Below are 19,470 nucleotides of genomic sequence, written 5' to 3'. Positions count from 1 at the left end.
CCCTCCGCAACACCAGTCGAATCCGTCAGGCCGGTCTCCGGGCTTTCGACACGCATCACGCTCACCTTCCCATGTCGGAACACAGTGGCTGTGGAGCGGACGGCGATCCCTGAGCATCGCGGTCGATTACCGTTGCGGGGGCAGCGCCGGCCTTGCTCATCGAGCGCACCGGCTTCCCGTTTAATGCGGACCTTGCGGTCGTGCACACCTGGGCGGATAAGAAAACGCGCGAACCTTACGGCCGGTGCTGGGGAAACACAAGCGGACGAATGGCCGCAAGGACAGTGGTTTCCAAGCAAAGCCGCGTCCCAGGGCCGCTCGAGCGTTGCTCGAAAAACATCCAGCCGCGACGGTGCGCAATGTTCAGCGATCGGCGCTGACTTGCGGGCGCCTACATTGGGCTCGAAGCCACCGAGGTCGTGCCGGCGGTCGCCAAGCGACGGCGGCATGTCCGCGCGACAGCGCTGAGCTTTATGAAAGCCCGCCGACAATCTGTAGATCACTCTGCCCATTGCCCTGCCGGCGCACCTGGATCTGCACTGGAATGCGCTCGTGCATTTCCGCCACATGGGAGATCACCGCCACCTTGCGGCCCTGGGCCTGCAGCGAATCCAGCGCGTCCATGGCGATCTGCAGCGACTCGGGGTCGAGGCTGCCGAAGCCTTCGTCGATAAACAGCGACTCGATCCTGAGCTTGCTCGAGGCCATCGAGGCCAGGCCCAGCGCCAGGGCCAGCGAAACGAGGAAGGTCTCGCCGCCGGACAGCGAATGCACCGAGCGCAGCTCGTCGCCCATCTCGGTATCCATGACCAGTAGGCCCAGCGGGCTGCCGCCGCGCTTGAGCCGATAGCGCCGGGCCAGTTGGCGCAGCTGCACATTGGCATGCTGCACCAACAGGTCGAGGTTGTAGGCCTGGGCGATCTTGCGGAAGGCGCCGCCGTCGCTGGAGCCGATCAAGGCGGCGATGCGCCCCCAGCGCTGATGCTCGGCCCGTGCGGCGTCGATCTGTGCGAGCAACGCCTGGCTCTGGCTGCGGCGCTTGTCGTCGTCGATCAGCTGGGCGCGGGTTTCCGCGCAGCGCTGGTCGGCCTGCTCGCATTGCTGCAGTTGCTCGGCATGGCGCTGCTGCAGCCGTTCGATGTCCGGCGTTTCGGCCTGCTGCAGTTTGTGCGTGTTCAGGCGACTGAGGCAGCCGTCCAGACGCTCGCGACAGCGGGTCAGGGTTTCGGCGTTCTGTTGCAGGCGCTGGCGCGCCTCGGCAATCAGCTGGTCATCCATGTGCAGCAGCTGGGCGAGGGTGGCGTCGTCCAGCTGCGGGTGGCTGGTGCGCCAGGTGGCCAGTTCCGCATTCAGCGCGTCGCGTTCCTGTTCCAGTTCGGCTTGGCGCTGGCGACAGTTCTGCTGCTCGCTGTGCAGCCGCGTCAGGCCAAGCTTGCTCTCGTTGAGCTGCCGATCAATCTCGGCCTGGGTTTGCCGCGCAGCCTGGATGGTCGCGTCCAGCTGCCGTTGCCAGGCGCTGGCGCTGGTCTGTTCGCCAAGGCTGGTACGCAGCGCCTGCTGGCAGGCCAGCAGCAGTTTCTCGCGCTCGGTCAGTCGTGCGCTGCAGCTTTCCTGTTTCTCCTGGCGATGGCGTTGTTGCAACTGCTCGTCGCTGCGGCGCTGCTCGCACTGGCGCAGCTCATCGGCCAGCTCGGTCTGCGCCTGCAGTTGCTGCAGCCGCGTGGCGATGCTGGTGTCCAGCTGCATAAAGGTCTGCGCCGGATTTTCGCGCCAACGCTGCAGTTGTTCGGTGGGCAGCAGTTCGGCGAAGGTTTGCAGTTCCTCGTCGAGCTGCTGGTGATCGCGGGCGAGCGCATCGCGTTGGCGGGCGAGTTGCTGGGTCGCCTCGACGCAGGCCTCGCGCGCGGCCTGCCAGGCCTGCTGCAGGGTTTCGCTGCGCTGTTGCAGCGCGAGCAGTTGCTGCTGACGCTGGCTGGTGTTGGCGATCTGGTCTTTGAGTGTCGTCAGCTGCGCTGCCAGCCATTGCGAACGCTCGGCTTCCGGCTGCTCAAGCAATCGCGAGTGTGCGGGCAGGGCTAGCAGGCGCGGTGCCAGGGCCTGCAGCTGCACCTCGACTTCGCCCTGGCGTTGTTGCGTCTGGCGCAACTGCGTGCTGAGCGCGACATGGCGATCGCGCAGTTCCTGCAGACGCTGGTCCTGTTCCTGCAGCGACTGGCGCGCGCGCTCGGCCTCGCTGTCGTCGTGCTGATCTAGGCTGGCGACCAGCGCGTCGGTCTGCTGCCAGGGATGCTCGTCGCTGCCGCAGACCGGGCAGGGCTCGCCGGGGACGAGCGCCGCACGCAGCGCTTCGACATTCTCGCTGCGTGCCAGGCGTTGGCGTTCAAGCAGGGCGAGGGTGACCTTGAGCGCCTGCTCGGCAGCATCACGGTCACTACGAAGCTGTTTGCCCTGCGGTACCAGGCTGTCCAGCTCGGCCTGCTGGCGGATGTGGGCGTCGCTCAGTTCGCGCTGGCTGGCGGTGAGCGTGAGCTGCTGCGCCCAGAGTTCGCGCAGGGCCTCGGTTTCGCGCTCGGCCTGGCGCCATTCGTCGAGCTGTCGATGCAGACCGGCCAGCTGTTCGGCCAGCCCTAGTTCGCTGTCGCGCTCGCGTTGCAGATTGTCCAGCGCCTCGCGCGCCTGGCTTTGCCGGGTTTCGGCAGCCTTGGCCTGCGCTTCCAGTGCCGGGAGTTCGCCCTGACCTTGCTGCAGCCGTGCCGCCAGCTGGACGGCCTGTTGCAGACGCGGACGGTAACCGCCCCAGGCTGCACAAAGTGGTTGCAGCGCTGCGCTCGTCTCGAGTTGCTGCGTCAGCGTTGCTAGCTGTTCGGCGGCGCGCTGTTGCTGCTCGGCGAGCTGCTTGAGCGTTGCCTCGCCGGTGCTCGCCGCGGCATCGGCCTGGACGCTTTCTTCGCGGATCGAGGCGAAGTCGGCGTTCAGATGCTGTAGGCGTTCTTCTTCACGGCGCGCCTGGACGAGCCGCGGCTCGGCGTCCTGGCGCGCCTGTTCGGCCGCACGCAGGTCGTTGCTGGCCGCTTCGCACTCGCTCTGCAAGGTGTCGAGACGTTGCTGCAGGCTTTGCGCCTCGTGCTGCAGGCGAGCGAGGCTGTCGGCGGCCTTGCCCAGCAGCGGTTCGAGTTCCTGCTGGCGCAGAAAGCGGTGGCGCTGCGGTGCGAGCCGTTCGAACAGGTCGAGAATACGGCGGGCCTCGGTCAGGCTCTCGCGCTCGCCTTCGGCGTCCTGCAGCTGCTGGCGTGCGGCTTCGCGCTCGTTTTCCAGGCGCTGCAGTTCGCTGAGCCATTGCCGCTGGGCTTCCAGCTCCTTGAGCTGCTGTTGCAGCTTCTTCAATTCTTCGAGCTGGGCCTGATGTTCGCGCTCCAGTACTTCACGCTGCTCGGGCTCCAGTGGTTGCAGGCCACCGGCCTGCTGTTCCAGGCGAGTCAGGCTCTCCTTCGCCTGCTTGGCGGCCTCGAACGAGGCCTGGCCGAGGCGACTGTAGAGGCCGGTATCGGTGAGCTTTTCCAGCAGGGTGCCACGCTCGTTGTCGTCGGCCTTGAGGAAGGCGGAAAACTCGCTCTGCGCCAGCAGCACGGCGCGGGTGAACTGGGCCAGGGTCAGCCCCAGACGCGCTTCCAGCAGTTCCTTGAACTCGCGCTTTTTACCGCTGGCCAGGAGCGTGCCGCTGTCCAGATCGGTGAGGCTCTGGCTGCTGGCCTGCAGTTTGCCGTCGATCTTCTCTTTGGCACGCCTGACCTCCCAGCGCGCGCGGTAGCGGTGGCCGTCGACACCGACGAAATCCACTTCTGCGTAGCCGCTGCCACAACCGCGGCGCAGCAGGTTGCGCTCGTCGCCACCGCCGATCTCGGTTTCGACGTCGGGAACCTTGTTCAGCGGTGAGACGCTGTCGAGCCGTGGCGTGCTGCCGAACAGCGCCAGGCACAGGGCGTCGAGAATGGTGCTCTTGCCGGCACCTGTAGGCCCGGTGATGGCGAACAGTCCGGCGCTGGCCAGCGGCTCGGCGGTGAAATCGATGATCTGTTCGCCGGCCAAGGAGGCCAGGTTCTTCAGACGGATGGCGAGGATTTTCATCGACCGTCCTCCTCATGTGCGAACTCGACTCGTTGCAGCAAAGTGGCGAAATCGTCCAGCGCCTGCTCGTCCGCCGGGTTGCCGTACTGTTCTTCCCAGGCGCGGGCGAACAGCTCCTGCGGGGTGATCTGGTCGAGGCCGAGCAGCACTTCCGATTCCGTCTCGCCGCGCTTGCCGGCGTATTCACTGGCGATGCGCACCAGTCGGCAGGCCTTGCCGGTTATCGCGGTTTCGATGCGCTGGCGCAGGTCCGGCAGCGGCTCGTCGAGCAGCACGCGTACCTCCAGCCAGGGCAGGTTGTCGTCGAACAGCCCGGTGGGCGGCAGCGCTTCCAGCGCGGTAATGATTTCGGCCAGGGGCGCGCGGCCGATGCGGATCATTTCCACCGCGCGCGGCACCGGCAGACTTTCGACCTGCGCCAGCTGCTCGCCGTCGAGCTCGACCAGCAGCACCTGATGCGGGTAGTTGACCTCGGCGAAGGACAGCGGCAGCGGCGAGCCGCTGTAGCGGATGCGCGACTGCCCGGCGACCTGCTGCGGCTTGTGCAGGTGGCCGAGGGCGACGTAGGCGACCGATTCGGGAAACAGGCTGGCCGGCAGCGCTTCGGCGTTGCCGATAACGATATTGCGCTCGGACTCCTCCGACACCGCGCCGCCGGCCATGTGCGCGTGGCTCATGGCGACCAGAGCCTGGCCGGGCTGGCGTGCGGATTCGGCGGCGGCGATGAGGCGTTCATGCACCTGACGGATGCCGGCCATGTAGTCGTCGCCCAGCGTCATTCCGGTGACTTCGGCCGGACGCAGGAAGGGCAGGGTGAGACACCAGGCGGCGGTGTTGCCAGCGGCGTCGTGTAGCGGCACCAGCAGCCGCTGGTGATCCAGCTGGCCCTCGGCGACCCAGCTGATGCGACCGACGGCGTGTGCGTTGAGGCGCTTCATCAGCGGCGCTGGCAGTTCGATACGCCCGCCGGAGTCGTGATTGCCGGCGATCATCACGATGTCCAGCTGCGGGAGTTTTTCGTGGGCGCGGACGATGAAATCGTAGAGGCGTTCCTGGGCCTTGAGTGGCGGGTTGACCGTGTCGAACACGTCCCCGGCTATGAGCAGGGCGTCGGCGCGGTGGGCGACCAGCTGGTCGAGCAGCCAGGCGAGGAATTGTGCGTGTTCGAAGTCGCGGTCCTGGCCATGGAGGGTCTGGCCGAGGTGCCAGTCGGAGGTGTGGATCAGGCGCATGCGAGGGAATTTTCTTCGTAGGTGTCGCGACGGACCGCGGCTGGATGGAGGAGGCTGGGCGCAGCGTTTTTGCGCCGTATCCGTAGGCGCGGAGTAGCGTGTCGAGTCTCTGCTGGCGAAGCTTTTGGACGTTGGCTTCGCGGGATACAGCCTATCGCGGTGATGGCTAGATGCATTGGTTTCGCCCTGCTGGGCGAGTTCCTTTTGGCAGTCGCCGGATGGCCGGCCCCGCCCAAAGGAACCAAAAAGTCTTGCCCCTGCATCCGGGTCTCGCTGCGCTCGACTTCCCTCATTCCTTCCACGTTCCGGGGGCCGGCGTACAAGGGCCATCCATGGCCCTTTACGCCTCTCGCGGCATCCATGCCGCTCACTTCCCTCCACGCGGATTCCATTCGGCCTCCTGAAAGGGGCGTTCGGCATCGCCTGGCAGATTGTTGACTGGTGAACGAGCGAAGCGGCCTCCCGCTATCAATGAACTTACAGACGACTCGGTCTCGAATCCCCTTCAGGAGGCCGAGCGTAGGTGCTGCGCAGGGGGACGCGAGGCATGGATGCCGAGCGAGGAGCGATGGGCCAGGGATGGCCCTTCGCGACGACCGCCGGAGCAGCGCCGGAGCGAGGGAAGTTTTGCGAAGCAAAACCCGTATGTCGGGGTGGCTTTCTTTTTGGTTACTTTTTCTTGGCCACACAAGAAAAAGTGACGCGCCGTGCAAGGCGCAACCTGCAGGTCGGGCCGAGGAAAGCGCGGCGTCGTACGCATAGGTTTGCGCCGGCACCAGTTCGCGAGCAAGCTCGCTCCTGCAAGTGGCCACGTTACGCCTAACCCTCACGAGTACAACCACCCCTTCAACGCCTGCAGATTCCCCACCTGCAGCTGCTGCGCCGCCGCATTGGCCTGCACGGTGTTCGGGTCGATGCCGAAGCGCTGCAGCACGTACTGCACCAGCGCTCCGCGCGTCTCCACCGGCAGCTGGCCCTCGACCATGCCGAAGTCCACCTCGATGATCGCCTTCTGCGCAGGGCTCAATCGCGCGTCCGGCTCGATCAGCACGGTCACCGGCGTGTTCCATGCCTCGTCCTGTTCGCGGGTGTGTTCGCTGGTGTCCATCAGGTCCGGCTCGCCACGGAAGCGGCTGAGCACGAAGTCGCGGTATTCGCGGTTCTTCTCGCAGTAGGCGCGCACGTGCCAGCGCATGCCGGTGAACACCAGCGTGTGCGGCGCCATCACGCGGATTTCCACCTCGGGATTGGCCAGCGAGACATACTCGCTCTCCAGCCGCAGCCCCTCGCGACAGGCCTGCAGGATCGGCCGCAGCACCTCGGGTCGGATACTGCGGTCCGGCACCTGCAGTACCTCGGTATGCGCGTAGGCCAGCGCCAGGCCCTCGATATGCGGGGCGCGCACACGGTTCTGGTCGAGTAAATGCAGATAGGCGCTGGCGCTGCCGTCGATGAACAGCGGCTGGAAGCCTTTGGTCGGCTTGTAGCCTTTCAGGTGGCGGTCATATGTCAGGTTTTTGGGCGCATGTTCGTTCAGGTAGGTGTTGATGTCCTTCGATGCCTGCTGGCGGCTGATGCCGAAACTCTGCATCAGGTGGCCCGTGGTCAGGCGGCCTTCCCACCAGGCGATGGTCTCGATCAGCCGGTAGCGCAGCGCCAGGTCCCAGCGAATCTGACTGATCGATTGCTTGCGTTTCATCGCCTCTGCACCTGTTCCAAAGATTTACATGCCTATGTCGAGCAGGTCGACGTGTCGCGCAACGCTACATATATTCGGGGTATGTTTCAACTCGATCCGGTGGATGAGGAGACCCTGACATGAGCCTGATGATCAATGCGTTGGTGATGTCCTGCATGGCGTTCGTCGTGATGCTGTTTCTGGCCTGGCTGGCCTATGGCAGCGGCAATCGGAAGGGGTGATGAGCGTTACAGTTCTATGAAGATCAGTGGATTCCCGATGGACGGCATGAATCTCCGAGCGATGAACAGGGTCTTTGTCTCAGGCTCATTGCTAGAGATGCTTCATGAAGACTCTTTCCCGCTACCTGGCCGAAACCTTCACCTCGCAGTACCGCACGCGCGTCGAGCCGCAAGCGGACGGTCGCCTGCTGGTGCATGTCGGCTACCCGATCAATGGCACCCACGCCACGCGCATCATGGCCGGGCACCAGGTGCAGAACACTCTGCTGGTCGAAACCATACTCGAAGACATGCGTAACGAACTGGCTCGTCCGCAATGATGCTCAGCGCGTCGCCGGCAGTGCGATGCGCACCCGCAAACCGCCCAGCGGGCTTTCTTCAAGACTCCACTCGCCACGCCAGGCCGTCAGGATATCGCTGACGATTCCCAGCCCCAGCCCGTGACCTTCCGCCGACTCGTCCAGCCGTACGCCACGGTTGATGACCTGCTCGCGCTGTGCCGCCGGAATCCCCGGTCCGTCGTCGTCCACCAGCAGGACGAAGCCATCGCCGCTGCGCTCGATGCTCAGCTCGACGCGGCTACGGGCCCACTTGCAGGCGTTATCCAGCAGATTGCCCAGCAGCTCGAGCATGTCCTCGCGATCACGCGGCAGGCGGCAGCCGGCGGGCGCGTGCCAGCGCAGGTCGAGGCCGCTGCGGTGGATCATCGCCAGCGTATCGAACAGTGCCGGCAGTTCCGCGTCGCAGTCGAAATGCGCACCGGGCAGCACGTCCACCGATAGCCGCGCCCGGCCCAGTTCGCGGCTGACTCGTTGCTGGATCTGCTCCAGCTGCTCCTGCAGGCTGGCCTGCAGTTCGGGGTGGGCGGTGAGTTCTTCGTGTTGCACCAGGCTGCCGAGCACTGCCAGTGGCGTCTTCAGCGCGTGACCGAGGTTGCCCAGGGCATGTCGCGAGCGCTGCAAGGTGTCTTCGGTGTGGCTGAGCAGGTGGTTGATCTGCTCGACCAGCGGCTGCAGCTCGACGGGCGCCTGCTGGTCCAGCTGCTGGCGCTGGCCCTGCTGCAGCTGGGCGATCTGCTGCCGCGCGCGCTCCAGCGGGCGCAGTGCCAGCCCCATGGCGTAGCGCTGCAACAGCAGCAGGGCGAGCAGGGCGAAACCGACCAGGCCCAGACCGCTCAGCCGCACGCGGGCAAAACTTTCGAGGACCGGCGTGTAGTCCTGCGCCACGCTGATGATGATCGGCTGGCCGTCGCGGCGGTACTCGGCGCGATAACCCAGCAGTCGCTGTTCCTGCGGGCCGTCGAGCAGTTCGTCCGCCAGGCCGGCGCGTTCCGGCCATTCTGGCGAGGCGTCCCACAGCGAGCGGGAGCGCCAGGTGCGCTCGGGCAGTTCGATCTTGAAGTAGTGGCCGGAGAACGGCCGTTGATAGCGCGGGTTGAGGCGCTGCACGTCCAGCTGATCGCCGTTCGGCCCCTTCACCAGGGCAATCAGCAGGCCCTCGGTTTCCTCGCGCAGATCGGTTTCCAGACTGCGCCTGAGGCCTGACTCGAAGAGCCACAGGCTGGTCTGCACCAGCACCAGCGCGACCAGTAGCAGGGTGGCGATCAGCGCCAGGCTGAGGCTGCGCTGGATGGACTTCACGGCTGGCCGCCGAAGCGATAGCCCTGGCCGCGGCGCGTTTCGATCAGCTCGCGGCCGAGCTTGCCGCGCAGCCGGTTGATATGCACCTCGATGACGTTTGAATCGCGCTCGGTTTCACCGTCGTACAGGTGTTCGGTCAGCTGGGTTTTCGACAGCAGCTGCCCCGGATGCAGCATGAAATAGCGCAGCAGGCGGAATTCTCCGGCGGTGAGTTCGATGTCCTGACCATCCTTGCGACAGCACTGGCGCGACTCGTCCAGCTCCAGGCCGCCGGCCTGCAACATGGGCTGGTTGGCCAGGCCGTGGGCACGGCGCAGCAGCGCCTGGATGCGCAGCAGCAGTTCTTCGGGATGAAAGGGCTTGGTCAGGTAGTCGTCGGCGCCGGCCTTGAGGCCGTCGATGCGCTCGGCCCAGGAGCCGCGCGCGGTAAGGATCAGCACCGGTGTGGTGAGGCCGCCGGCACGCCAGTCGCGCAGCACCTCCAGCCCCGGTTTGCCAGGCAATCCGAGGTCGAGAATGATCAGGTCATAGGGCTCGCTGGCGCCCTGGTATCCGGCGTCGCGGCCATCGGCCAGCCAGTCGATGGCATAACCGTTGCGGCTGAGGCTGGCGACCAGCTCATCGGCCAGTGGAACGTTGTCTTCGACCAGTAGCAGACGCATCAGTCTTCTTCATCCTTGAGCAGGCGCCCGTCGCGGGCATCCAGTTCGAGCTCGCGGGCAACGCCGTCGGTGGTGAGCAATTCGATCTCGTAAACGTAGATGCCATCTTCCTCCTCCAGCTCCGCTTCCAGCAGGCTGGCCCCCGGATAGCGCTCCATGGCGCGCTGGAGCAGGGCTTCCAGCGGCATGATGAGACCCTCGCGGCGCAGCCGCAGGGCCTCATCCTGGTCCAGGTCGCGGCTCGCCGCCGGAGTGGCAGCGAGCAGCAGGGTCAGTGGAACGGTTACGAAAAGGGGGGCACGCATGGATGGCCTCAGTCGTCCTGATGGTCCTTCAGCACTTCGCCGGTCTTGGCGTCGAGCTCGACGTCCCATTGCACACCTTTGTCGTCGCGCAGTTCAAGCTGATAGACGTAGCGGCCGTACTCTTCTTCCAGCTCGGTTTCCTCGACGGTGGCGCCGGGGTGCTTGGCCAGTGCCGCTTCGTTGAGCTTCTCGAACGACTGGATGGTGCCGGCATCGCGCAGCTTCAGTGCTTCGTCGGGACCGATGTCCTTGGCCATGGCCAGGTTGGCACCGAGGGCGAGGGTGGCGGCGGTGAACAGCGTAGTCAGTGTTTTCATGGTTTTGATTCCTGTGGTTGGTTTCAACGATTCACAGGTTACGGGGGCTTGCTTAAACGAAACTGAACGTCGCCAGGCGGCTGCGAATGCACCGTTCGGGCGAGGGCGAACCGCGCCATGGGGACTACGCTTGCTGCAGGTCAGCACGACCGATCGATTGGGGTGAGTCGTCATGAAAACCGTGTTTCTCGTACTGCTTGCGACCCTCGGGCTGAGTGGCCAGGCCTCTGCCGAGGATCTGCTGAAGCCCTCCACCACACCGCCACCGGTCGATGATGTGGCGGCTGGCAACAGCCTGGAGGCCGAGGCCGCTTACCAGGCCGAAGGCGTGATCCGCGCCATCGATGCCCGGCAGGGCAGCGTCACCATCGCCCACGGGCCGGTGCCGGAGTTGAAGTGGCCGGCGATGGTGATGCCGTTCAAGGCGGACGCCGCACAGCTCGGCGGGCTGGCCGTGGGCGATGCGGTGGAGTTCCGCTTCAGCAACGGCGAGATGGACCCGCAGATCGTCTTCATTCGACGGCAGTAGCCTCAGCGTCGCGCCTGCTCGTGGCAGCAACCGGCGGGCTCTGAGCGTCCGCTCGGAGCAACGCGATCATCGCTGTCGTAACGGTCGTGCAGGCGTACCCAGTCGGTGAGGTTGTGCCGCGGGCCCGTTTCGTTGCGACCGTTGGGCGTCATGTCCAGCAGGACATAGGTGCCGAGCAGTTCTTCCGCGCCGCGACCATAGGCCGAGAAGGTGTGGAAGATGTCGCCCTGCGGGTCGCGATAGAAAACACTGAAGCCCGACAGCTCCTCGCAGACGAAGGGTTGCCAGGCGTAGTTGTAGAAGACCTTGCCCTCGACGATGTCCTCGGCATCGAAGGACACGTGGAAGTCGCGGTTGAACGTGCTGCCGGCCGACGACAGCCAGCGGAACTGCCAGCCCATGCGCTGGCGGAACGCCTCCAGCCGCTCGAACGGCGCGCGGGAAATGGCGGCGAAGCTGACGTCATGCTGCAGCAGGTGCAGTAGCGCACCGCCGATATGATCGGCCTCGAACGAACAGCCGACGCAACCCTCGGTCCAGTCCGGGCCGAACATGAAGTGCTTGATCACCAGCTGGCTGCGACCCTCGAACAGCTCGCTCAGGAGAACCGCGCCGCTGGCATCGTGAAAGCGATAGTCCTGCGCAAGGCGTCGCCAGGGCAGTTGCCGACGCTTTTCGCTGAGCGCATCGCGCTGGCGGGTGAGCTGTTTCTCTTCCTGCAGATGGGCGCTGTGGGCGGCCAGCCAGTCCTGATCGGATACGACCTTGTGCGTTGCCATGTGGACCTCCGGGGCGCGGATTGGAAGCGGGCGCGGAGCCACCGCCGCGCGGCAATGGTCCTGTGACAGAGTCGATTGGCGCCGGGCGAAATCGACATCGGGCCAGGGAACGTCCGGCGGCTGGCGGCGCGGTGGTTGAACTTAGCGGCCGCCGCCGCGCTCGTAATTCAGGCAAGGGCCAACCGTATGGCCCGATCTGATCCCGTTCGCAGAAGGAATAACGAGATGTACAACAAGACACTGACCGCCGCGCTCGCCGTTGCCATCCTCGGTTCTGGTGCTGCCTTCGCCGCCGACAAACCCGGCGCCGACTGGATCAGCCTCGAACAGGCCGTAGAGAAGGCCAAGGCCGCCGGCTACACCGAACTGCACGGCATCGAGGCCGATGATGATGGCTGGGAAGGCGAGGGCATGAAGCAGGACGGCAAGAAGTACGAGTTCAAGATCGATGGCCGTACCGGCGAAGTGACCAAGGACAAGGAAGACTGAGCCTGCGCGTTCCTCTCGCCTGGCGTCTTCGCTGAGCGCATCGCCTGCCTCCTGGCGGCGCTGCGCTCAGCAGCCACTTGCCACAGCTCTCCCGCAACGGGAGGGCAGCTACTGACAGAGCAGGTATCATCCACCTCCCTCGTCGCTACCGTGTAGCTGCATTCATGTCCGCTTCCAGTTCCCGCCCCAGCACCCTGCATCTGCCGCCAGGCGATTGGCCTACGGTGCTCGACTGCCTGTGCGCGCACTTCCCTGCGATCAGTCGCGCTACCTGGCTCGATCGCATCGCCCGCGGCCGCGTGCTTGATGCGCAGATGCAGCCGATCGATGCCGCGCAGGCCTATCGGGTAGGCATGCGCATTCATTACTTTCGCGAAGTGCCGAATGAGACCCCGGTGCCGTTCGAAGAACGCATCCTGCACGTCGACGAGCATCTGGTGGTAGCCGACAAACCGCACTTTCTCTCGGTGATGCCGGCCGGCGAATACGTCAACGAAACCCTGCTGGCGCGGCTCAGCAAACGGCTGGGTAACGCCGATCTGGTGCCGATTCATCGTATCGATCGGCTCACCGCCGGTCTGGTGCTGTTCTCGGCCAACCGGGAGAGCCGTGGTGCCTACCAAGCGCTGTTCCGTGAGAGGGAGATCAACAAGCGCTACGAGGCAATCTGCCCGGCGCTGCCGCATGTCGAATTTCCCCTGCGCCGACGCCTGTGCATGGTGCCGGGCGACCCCTTCTTCCTGATGCGCGAAGGCGAGGGCGAGCCGAACAGCGAAACGCTGATCGAGGTGCTCGAACGGCGCGGCGACCTCTGGCGCTACGGGCTCTCCCCCATCAGCGGCAAAAAGCACCAGCTGCGCCTGCACATGGCCACGCTCGGCGCCGGTATCTGCAATGACCCGTTCTATCCCGAGTTGCTCGAGCGCAGCGAGCGTGAGGCCGACGACTACGCGCGGCCACTGAAGTTGCTGGCGCGTGGATTGCGCTTTAGCGATCCGCTGAGCGGAGCGCTGCGCGAATTCGAGAGTACGCTGCAACTGGACTGGTAACGGCGGGCGCACCTTCGCGGCATTGGCGAGTCTCAAATCCAAGACAGCCCAGCCCCTGGTGCAGCCATGCCCGAAGGTCCTTCCATCGTCATCCTGCGTGAAGAAGTCGCGGCATTCGCCGGGCGCACCATCGAACGTGCCGAGGGCAGCGCCAAGATCGACATGTCCCGGCTGGCCGGTCAGGGGGTGCGTGGCTTCCATAGCTGGGGCAAGCATTTCCTGATCGAGCTGGAGGACGTCTCCGTCCGCATCCACCTGCTGCTGTTCGGTAGCTATCGCATCAATGAGCGCAAGGACGCCGTAGCACGGTTGAGCCTGGGCTTTGCCAACGGTGAGCTGAACTTCTATGCCTGCTCGGTGCAGTTGATCGAAGGGCCGCTGGATGCGACGTACGACTGGAGCATGGACCTGATGAGCGACGCCTGGAGCCCGCGCACGACGCTCAAACGTCTGCGTGAACGTCCGCGGCTACTGGCCTGTGATGCGCTGCTCGACCAGACGCTGTTCGCCGGCTCCGGCAACATCATCAAGAACGAGGTCCTTTACCGCATTCGCGTGCATCCGCTGTCGCTGATCGGCGAGCTGCCGGCGACCAAGCTGCGTGAGCTGGTGCGTGAGGCGCGTACCTACAGCTTCGAGTTTCTCGAGTGGAAGCGGGCCGGTGTGCTCAAGGCGCACTGGCTGGCCCACGGCAAGACGACCTGCGAACGCTGCCATATTCCGCTGGTGAAGGTGAAAGAGCTGGGGCGCAGCCAGCGCCGGGCATTCTTCTGCGAGCGTTGTCAGAAGCGCTATGGCGACTCAGCGCAGGTTGCGGCCGACGAGCCGAGCGGTGGATGAGGGGTAGGGTGGACAGCGGTAACGCCTTGTCCACGCGCCTGATCCACCGCCGCCGAGGTGGTTCGCCGGGTCCCGGTGGAAAAGCTGCGCGTTTTTCACCCTACGGCGGCCGTTGATTATCGTCTCAATGCAGCAGCGGCCTGAGCGCCTCAGCCAATTGCGGCGCCATGCTTACCGCATTGCTTTCATGGGCGATGCAGTCGGTGCTCCAGACCTGACCGACCCCGGCGGCGCGGATCACCGCCAGGCATCGTCGGCGAACAGCGCGTGGGTCACGGCGACATCTACCGAGGCGGCGCCAGCGGCCAGCAGTTTCTCCGCGGCGTTGGCGAGGGTGCGACCGGAACTGGCGACGTCATCGAGCAGCACCACATGGCGCCTGGAAAACTCCAGCGCCGGCAGTGCGATGTCGACCTGGCGATCGCCGTGGCGCACCTTGTTGCACACGCCGTGTTCGAAGCCATGTTCGACGGCGGCGGCTTCGATCCACTGCAGCGCCTCGGCATCCGGGCCGATCAGCAGGGCATCGGGATGCCGCTCGGCGATCAGCCGTGCCAGCGCCGGTGCCGCGCACAGTGTCACGGCATCTTCCAGCGGCACGGCTTCCTGCAGGGTAGCGACGCGGTGCAGGTGCGGATCGACGGTGATCAGCCCGTCGAACTGGCTGGCCAGCAGCTGGCCGAGCACCCGCTGGCTGACCACTTCACCGGGATTGAAGGCGATGTCCTGACGCATGTAGGCCAGATAAGGCGTGACCAGGATCAGTCGCCTGGCGCCCAGTCGGCGCGCCTCGCCGGCGATCAGCAGCAGCTCGACCAGCTTCTCGTTGGGATGGTCGAGGCCGCGGTAGATCACCAGCTGCTCGGCGATGGCCTCGCCTTCGCCCAGAGGCAGACGCAGGCGCAGTTCGTCATCGGGAAAACGGTGGCGCTCGACTGCCGCAGCGGCCAGCCCAGAGGCTTCGGCCAGTCGCAGGGCGGCGGCGCGCTCGTCATCGAAATACAGCAGCTGGCTTTGCATCGGCACTCCCGAAACGGTTTTTGGCTGTCCGGCGCTGCCGACCTGATCCTCCGGCGATGTCGGCGCGGCAGTCTGCCTGAATGGGATACAGACAGCCTGCGATGCGCAGCCGTTCGCCGGGGTGGCCAGTCGTCGTCAGCGCGCTGCCCAGCCGCCGTCCATGTTCCACGCGGCGCCGCGTACCTGATCGCCGGCCTCACTGCAGAGGAACAGCGCCATCGCACCCAGTTGCGCGGGGGTGACGAAGTCCAGCGAGGGCTGCTTTTCGGCGAGGAGGTCGTGGCGGGCTTGCTGTTCATCGCCGCTCTCCCGCGCGCGCTCGTCGATCTGCTGCTGTACCAGTGGGGTCAGCACCCAGCCGGGGCAGATGGCGTTGCAGGTGATCGGCGTGGTGGCGGTTTCCAGCGCAACGACCTTGGTCAGCCCGACCAACCCGTGCTTGGCGGCGACGTAGGCCGCCTTCTGCTCCGAACCAACCAGCCCGTGCACCGAGGCGATATTGATGATCCGCCCCCAGCCGCGCTGGCGCATGCCGGGCAGCGCCAGGCGTGTGGTGTGGAATGCCGAGGACAGGTTGATGGCGATGATGGCGTCCCAGCGTTCCACCGGGAACTCCTCCACCGGCGCCACGTGCTGGATGCCGGCATTGTTGACCAGGATGTCGACGCCGCCGAAGTCGCGCTCGGCGTAGGCGAACAGCTCGACGATCTGTGCCGGATCAGCCACGTCCGCACCGTGGTGGCCGACCTTGTGGCCATGGCGGCCGACTTCGGCCAGCGCCGCCGAGGCATCGCCGAAGCCGTTGAGAATCAGGTTGGCGCCAGCTTCGGCCAGCTTCAGCGCGATGCCGAGGCCGATGCCGCTGGTGGAGCCGGTGACCAGTGCGGTCTTGCCTGTGAGGTTCATGGTTTCTCCCGCTTGGCGGCGACCGCGCTGGGCGGCGCCTCGTTTTTCTTGTTGTCGGAAGGCAATCGCAGATGTCGTGATGCTCGCCGAAATCGGCGAAACGCCGCGATCAGACGATGCCGGTAGCGTAGTACACGCCGATCACGAAGAAGGCTGCGGCCGTGGCGATCAGGGTGATGGCAAAGATGTCCTTGTAGGATTCGCGATGGGTCAGCCCGGTGACCGCCAGCAGGGTGATCACCGCGCCGTTGTGCGGCAGGGTGTCGAGCCCGCCGGAGGCCATCGAGGCGACCCGGTGCAGCACTTCCAGCGGAATCTGCGCGGCGTTGGCGGCGGCGACGAAGCTGTCGGCCATCGCGGCCAGGGCGATGCTCATGCCGCCGGAGGCCGAGCCGGTGATGCCGGCCAGCAGGTTGACGGTGATCGCTTCGTTGATCAGCGGATTGGGGATCGCCGAGAGCGCATCGGCCACCACGATGAAGCCCGGCAGTGAGGCGATCACCGCGCCGAAGCCGAATTCCGACGCGGTGTTCATCGCCGCCAGCAGCGAGCCGCCAACCGCCGTGCGGCTGCCCTCGGCGAGCTTGCCGCGCAGGGTGCCGTAGCTGGTCGCCAGTACCAGGGCGATGCCCAGCAGCAGCGCGGCTTCCACCGCCCAGATCGCCGTGAGCTTGCCGACCTCGGTGACCAGCGGTGCGCTCATGCCGGGCAGCTGCAGGCTGTGGCTGGTGCCGTAGAACTCGGGAATCCAGCGGGTGAACAGGAGGTTGGCGACCAGCACCAGAATCAGCGGCGACAGCGCCAGCCAGGGGTTGGGCAGGGCGATGTTGGCGGGCGTTTCCGGCTCGTTGCGCAGGTTGGTGCCGTAGCCTTCGCCGGCGGCAATGGCCTTGCCGAGCTGCCACTTGAGATAGAGCATGCCCAGGCCGAACACGAATATCGTGCCGATCAGGCCTAGCCAGGGCGCGGCCCAGGTGGTGGTGTTGAAGAAGGTGGTGGGGATGATGTTCTGGATCTGCGGCGTGCCGGGAATGGCAGTCATTGTGAAGGTGAATGCGCCGAGGGCGATGGTCGCCGGGATCAGGCGCTTGGGCATGTTGCTCTGGCGGAACATCTCTGCGGCGAACGGGTACACCGCGAACACCACGACGAACAGCGACACGCCGCCGTAGGTCAGCAGTGCGCAGACCAGCACGATCACCAGCATCGCCTGGCTGGTGCCCAACAGGCGGATCGCTGCGGCGACGATGGAGCGCGAGAAGCCGGACATCTCGATCAGCTTGCCGAACACCGCACCGAGCAGGAACACCGGGAAGTACAGCTTGATAAAGCCGACCATCTTCTCCATGAAGATGCCGGTGAAGGCCGGCGCCACGGCGGATGGGTCGGTGAGCAGCACCGCACCCATGGCGGCGATGGGAGCAAACAGAATGACGCTGTAGCCGCGGTAGGCGGCGAGCATCAGCAGAGCCAATGCAGCAAGGGCGATGACGACGCTCATCGGGGACGATCTCCTGGCCCCGTGCGGCACGACCGAACGCTGCCGAGGGCATTCGGGGACTCGCTGCTGCACGGCAGGCGCATTGTTTTTCTTGTTTCGGCTGCGGACAGGCCGCACGGTGATTTAGCGAGTTCCGTGCCAGATACGCAACTCGCTGATTTGCATGGTCTTTATCTTGAGTGTCCAGATCATTGGACGGCGCTTGTGTCTTGCATGCTGGACAGTGCGGTCCAGTATTCCGGACAGCGTCGCCGTCCGGAATGCTCCGGCCTCAGGTCAGGAAATAGAGCCCGCCAGCGATCACCACGCCGGAGAACACCAGGCAGAGCAGGCAGTAGCCCATGATGTCGCGGGCACCGAGCCCGGCGATGCCCAGTAGCGGCAGGGCCCAGAACGGCTGGATCATGTTGGTCCAGGCATCGCCCCAGGCAATGGCCATGGCCGTGACTTCCGGTGCCACGCCGAGCGCGGCGCCGGCCGGCAGCATGATCGGCCCCTGCACTGCCCACTGGCCGCCACCGGAGGGCACGAAGACGTTGACCAGCCCGGCACTGAGAAAGGCCAGCACCGGGAAGCTCTCGGTAGTCGACCAGGTTACGAAGGTGTCGGTGACCTGCCGGCCGAGCGATACGCCGGTCGCATTGGCGCCGACCATCATCCCCATGATCCCGGCGTAGAAAGGGAACTGCACGACGATGCCGGCGATGCCGCGAATGCTCTCCTCGATGGCGCGCATGTAGCGCTCCGGCGTGCCATGCATCAGCAGGCCGGTGAAGAGAAAAATCGAGATCACGATGTTCAGGCTCAACGCCAGGCCGTTCTCGCTGAAGTGCCGGTAGAAGAACAGCACCGCCAGCGCGACCATGATCAGGCCGAGGGTGCGGCTGTCGTCCAGGCGCTGGGTAGCGGTCTCCCGCGGGATGTCGCTTGGCTGGGGTTCCTCCAGCAGCGCCGGGTCGACCACTTTCGGCGTCTTCGGCTGCATGGCCCAGTTCAGCAGCGGCAGGCCGACCACCAGCACGGCGATGATGATCAGGTTGTAGGAGGCGAACAGCGTCTGGCCGACGCCGATGGCCTCGGTCAGTGCGCCACCGGTCATCTTTTCCAGATCGGCGCCGCCGCTGGCCAGCGACAGCGGAATCGAGCCGGAAAAGCCGCCGTGCCAGATCAGGAAGCCGGAGTAGGCCGAAGCCACCAGCAGCGGGTAGTCGACGCCGCGCACCTGACGCGCCAGCGCGCGGGCGAAGACCGCGCCGATGACCAGGCCGAAACCCCAGTTGATCCAGGAACCGGCCAACGCGACGAGCGTGACCAGCACGATGGCCTGGCCCGGGGACTGCGGGATGCGGGCCATGCGGTCGAGCAGTCGGTTGATCGCCGGCGCCCGTGCCAAGGCATGGCCGGTGACCAGGATCAGCGACATCTGCATGGTGAAGGCCAGCAGGTTCCAGAAGCCGTTGCCCCAGTGCTGGGCCATGGCCGTCAGGCCCTGACCGGTGCTGAGCATGGCGGCGATCAGCACGATCAGCGTGAGCAGGATGGCGAAGACGAAGGGCGAGGGGAGGAAGCGTTGCACCAGGTAGACGCTGGCGGCGGTTATTCTGTTGAGCACGGTGGGGTTCTCCCTTGTTGTCGTTATGTCGCCGCGCAGGTGCGGCGCTTCGCTTATGAGTGCGGCGGCGGCCGGCTGTTCCCGCTGCGCTAGAGGAGGTTGGTCGATGCCTGTTGCGCTTTTGCTGTCACTGCTGGTGCTTGCAGGCACCGTCCAGGCGGATGAGCCGCTGCGGCTGCGCCTGGATGGACATGAACTGCACGCCGAATACGCGCAAACCGTCGCCCAGCGCGAGCGCGGGCTGATGGGGCGCAGTGAACTCGCCGCCGACAGCGGCATGCTGTTTCGTTTCGACGAAGTGCGCCGCCACTGCCTGTGGATGAAGGACACACCGCTGCCCTTGTCGGCGGCGTTCTTCGATGAGGACGGGCTTCTGGTCGATGTGATCGATCTGGAGCCGTTCAATACCCAGATTCGTTGTTCGCAGCGCCCGGCACGTTTTGCCCTGGAGATGAATCAGGGCTGGTTCGCCGAGCGGGAGATCGGACGGGACGCGCGGCTGGAAGGGATACCGGAGGAGTAGGAGTGCAAGCGGTGCGTCGGT

General features: G+C 65.5%; 17 protein-coding genes, 1 pseudogene and 1 riboswitch. Of the genes and pseudogenes, 6 read left to right on the top strand and 12 right to left on the bottom strand.

The annotated features are described in order from the left end of the window. Nucleotides 1-11: 11 nt before the first annotated feature. Nucleotides 12-228, bottom strand: a riboswitch (cobalamin riboswitch). A 243-nt stretch (nucleotides 229-471) separates the two neighbouring features. From LLJ08_RS16955 to LLJ08_RS16945, 3 genes are all read right to left on the bottom strand, one after another. Beyond that, a complete protein-coding gene (locus LLJ08_RS16955; RefSeq protein WP_228207535.1) occupies nucleotides 472-4,125 on the bottom strand; it encodes an SbcC/MukB-like Walker B domain-containing protein in 3,654 nt (1,217 codons plus the stop codon). After that, nucleotides 4,122-5,357, bottom strand: coding sequence for an exonuclease SbcCD subunit D C-terminal domain-containing protein (locus tag LLJ08_RS16950; protein WP_228207534.1), 1,236 nt, complete (start codon nucleotides 5,355-5,357; stop codon nucleotides 4,122-4,124). The genes LLJ08_RS16955 and LLJ08_RS16950 overlap by 4 nt, the downstream gene beginning before the upstream one ends. Nucleotides 5,358-6,183: 826 nt before the next feature. Further along, nucleotides 6,184-7,056 (bottom strand): helix-turn-helix transcriptional regulator, encoded by an 873-nt coding sequence (locus LLJ08_RS16945; protein ID WP_104097986.1) that lies wholly within the window; start codon nucleotides 7,054-7,056, stop codon nucleotides 6,184-6,186. A gap of 325 nt (nucleotides 7,057-7,381) precedes the next feature. Between LLJ08_RS16945 and LLJ08_RS16940 the strand changes: the two genes are divergently transcribed. Then, nucleotides 7,382-7,597: a hypothetical protein gene (locus LLJ08_RS16940; RefSeq protein WP_003281738.1), complete on the top strand. Its 216-nt coding sequence runs from the start codon at nucleotides 7,382-7,384 to the stop codon at nucleotides 7,595-7,597. A 3-nt stretch (nucleotides 7,598-7,600) separates the two neighbouring features. On the opposite strand, the gene LLJ08_RS16935 is transcribed toward LLJ08_RS16940, so the two are convergent. Genes LLJ08_RS16935 through LLJ08_RS16920 form a run of 4 tightly spaced genes read right to left on the bottom strand, consistent with a single transcriptional unit; the run spans nucleotide 7,601 to nucleotide 10,201 of the window. Further along, nucleotides 7,601-8,917 carry a sensor histidine kinase gene (locus LLJ08_RS16935; RefSeq protein ID WP_228207533.1) on the bottom strand — a complete coding sequence of 439 codons (1,317 nt, stop codon included), beginning with the start codon at nucleotides 8,915-8,917 and terminating at the stop codon, nucleotides 7,601-7,603. Next, nucleotides 8,914-9,579 carry a response regulator transcription factor gene (locus tag LLJ08_RS16930; protein WP_014821557.1) on the bottom strand — a complete coding sequence of 222 codons (666 nt, stop codon included), beginning with the start codon at nucleotides 9,577-9,579 and terminating at the stop codon, nucleotides 8,914-8,916. Before LLJ08_RS16930 ends, LLJ08_RS16935 begins: the two co-directional genes overlap by 4 nt. After that, nucleotides 9,579-9,884, bottom strand: coding sequence for a PepSY domain-containing protein (locus tag LLJ08_RS16925; protein WP_003301964.1), 306 nt, complete (start codon nucleotides 9,882-9,884; stop codon nucleotides 9,579-9,581). Before LLJ08_RS16925 ends, LLJ08_RS16930 begins: the two co-directional genes overlap by 1 nt. 8 nt (nucleotides 9,885-9,892) lie before the next feature. Beyond that, nucleotides 9,893-10,201, bottom strand: a complete 309-nt coding sequence (locus tag LLJ08_RS16920) for a PepSY domain-containing protein (protein WP_003301967.1) — start codon at nucleotides 10,199-10,201, stop codon at nucleotides 9,893-9,895. A 172-nt stretch (nucleotides 10,202-10,373) separates the two neighbouring features. Between LLJ08_RS16920 and LLJ08_RS16915 the strand changes: the two genes are divergently transcribed. Next, on the top strand, nucleotides 10,374-10,730 hold the full coding sequence (locus LLJ08_RS16915; protein ID WP_228207532.1) for a copper-binding protein: 357 nt from the start codon (nucleotides 10,374-10,376) through the stop codon (nucleotides 10,728-10,730). A 2-nt stretch (nucleotides 10,731-10,732) separates the two neighbouring features. On the opposite strand, the gene LLJ08_RS16910 is transcribed toward LLJ08_RS16915, so the two are convergent. Then, complete coding sequence (locus tag LLJ08_RS16910; protein ID WP_228207531.1) at nucleotides 10,733-11,509, bottom strand: DUF899 domain-containing protein; 777 nt, start codon at nucleotides 11,507-11,509, stop codon at nucleotides 10,733-10,735. Nucleotides 11,510-11,734: 225 nt separating this feature from the next. Here LLJ08_RS16910 and LLJ08_RS16905 point away from each other — a divergent pair, with 225 nt between their 5' ends. The 3 genes from LLJ08_RS16905 to LLJ08_RS16895 all read left to right on the top strand — a co-directional run bounded on the left by LLJ08_RS16905 (nucleotide 11,735) and on the right by LLJ08_RS16895 (nucleotide 13,887). Further along, nucleotides 11,735-11,998, top strand: coding sequence for a PepSY domain-containing protein (locus LLJ08_RS16905; RefSeq protein ID WP_023444659.1), 264 nt, complete (start codon nucleotides 11,735-11,737; stop codon nucleotides 11,996-11,998). Between the two features lie 164 nt (nucleotides 11,999-12,162). Then, complete coding sequence (locus LLJ08_RS16900) at nucleotides 12,163-13,047, top strand: RluA family pseudouridine synthase (protein ID WP_228207530.1); 885 nt, start codon at nucleotides 12,163-12,165, stop codon at nucleotides 13,045-13,047. Nucleotides 13,048-13,113: 66 nt separating this feature from the next. After that, on the top strand, nucleotides 13,114-13,887 hold the full coding sequence (locus LLJ08_RS16895; protein WP_228207529.1) for a DNA-formamidopyrimidine glycosylase family protein: 774 nt from the start codon (nucleotides 13,114-13,116) through the stop codon (nucleotides 13,885-13,887). 124 nt (nucleotides 13,888-14,011) lie between these two features. Here LLJ08_RS16895 and LLJ08_RS16890 read toward each other — a convergent pair. The 4 genes and pseudogenes from LLJ08_RS16890 to LLJ08_RS16875 form a co-directional block, all read right to left on the bottom strand. Continuing rightward, a pseudogene (locus tag LLJ08_RS16890) lies at nucleotides 14,012-14,907 on the bottom strand (ribose-phosphate diphosphokinase). Nucleotides 14,908-15,042: 135 nt separating this feature from the next. Continuing rightward, a complete protein-coding gene (locus tag LLJ08_RS16885; protein WP_228207527.1) occupies nucleotides 15,043-15,813 on the bottom strand; it encodes a 3-hydroxybutyrate dehydrogenase in 771 nt (256 codons plus the stop codon). A 109-nt stretch (nucleotides 15,814-15,922) separates the two neighbouring features. After that, nucleotides 15,923-17,314, bottom strand: coding sequence for a GntP family permease (locus LLJ08_RS16880; protein WP_228207526.1), 1,392 nt, complete (start codon nucleotides 17,312-17,314; stop codon nucleotides 15,923-15,925). 271 nt (nucleotides 17,315-17,585) lie between these two features. Beyond that, complete coding sequence (locus LLJ08_RS16875; protein ID WP_228207525.1) at nucleotides 17,586-18,926, bottom strand: short-chain fatty acid transporter; 1,341 nt, start codon at nucleotides 18,924-18,926, stop codon at nucleotides 17,586-17,588. Nucleotides 18,927-19,032: 106 nt separating this feature from the next. Here LLJ08_RS16875 and LLJ08_RS16870 point away from each other — a divergent pair, with 106 nt between their 5' ends. Then, nucleotides 19,033-19,449, top strand: a complete 417-nt coding sequence (locus LLJ08_RS16870; protein ID WP_228207524.1) for a DUF192 domain-containing protein — start codon at nucleotides 19,033-19,035, stop codon at nucleotides 19,447-19,449. Nucleotides 19,450-19,470 lie beyond the last annotated feature (21 nt).

Origin of the sequence: Stutzerimonas chloritidismutans, assembly GCF_020783375.1 — a bacterium.
Classification (GTDB): domain Bacteria; phylum Pseudomonadota; class Gammaproteobacteria; order Pseudomonadales; family Pseudomonadaceae; genus Stutzerimonas; species Stutzerimonas kunmingensis.
Note: the sequence above shows the minus strand (reverse complement) of the source record. Positions and strands in the feature narration are given on the sequence as shown.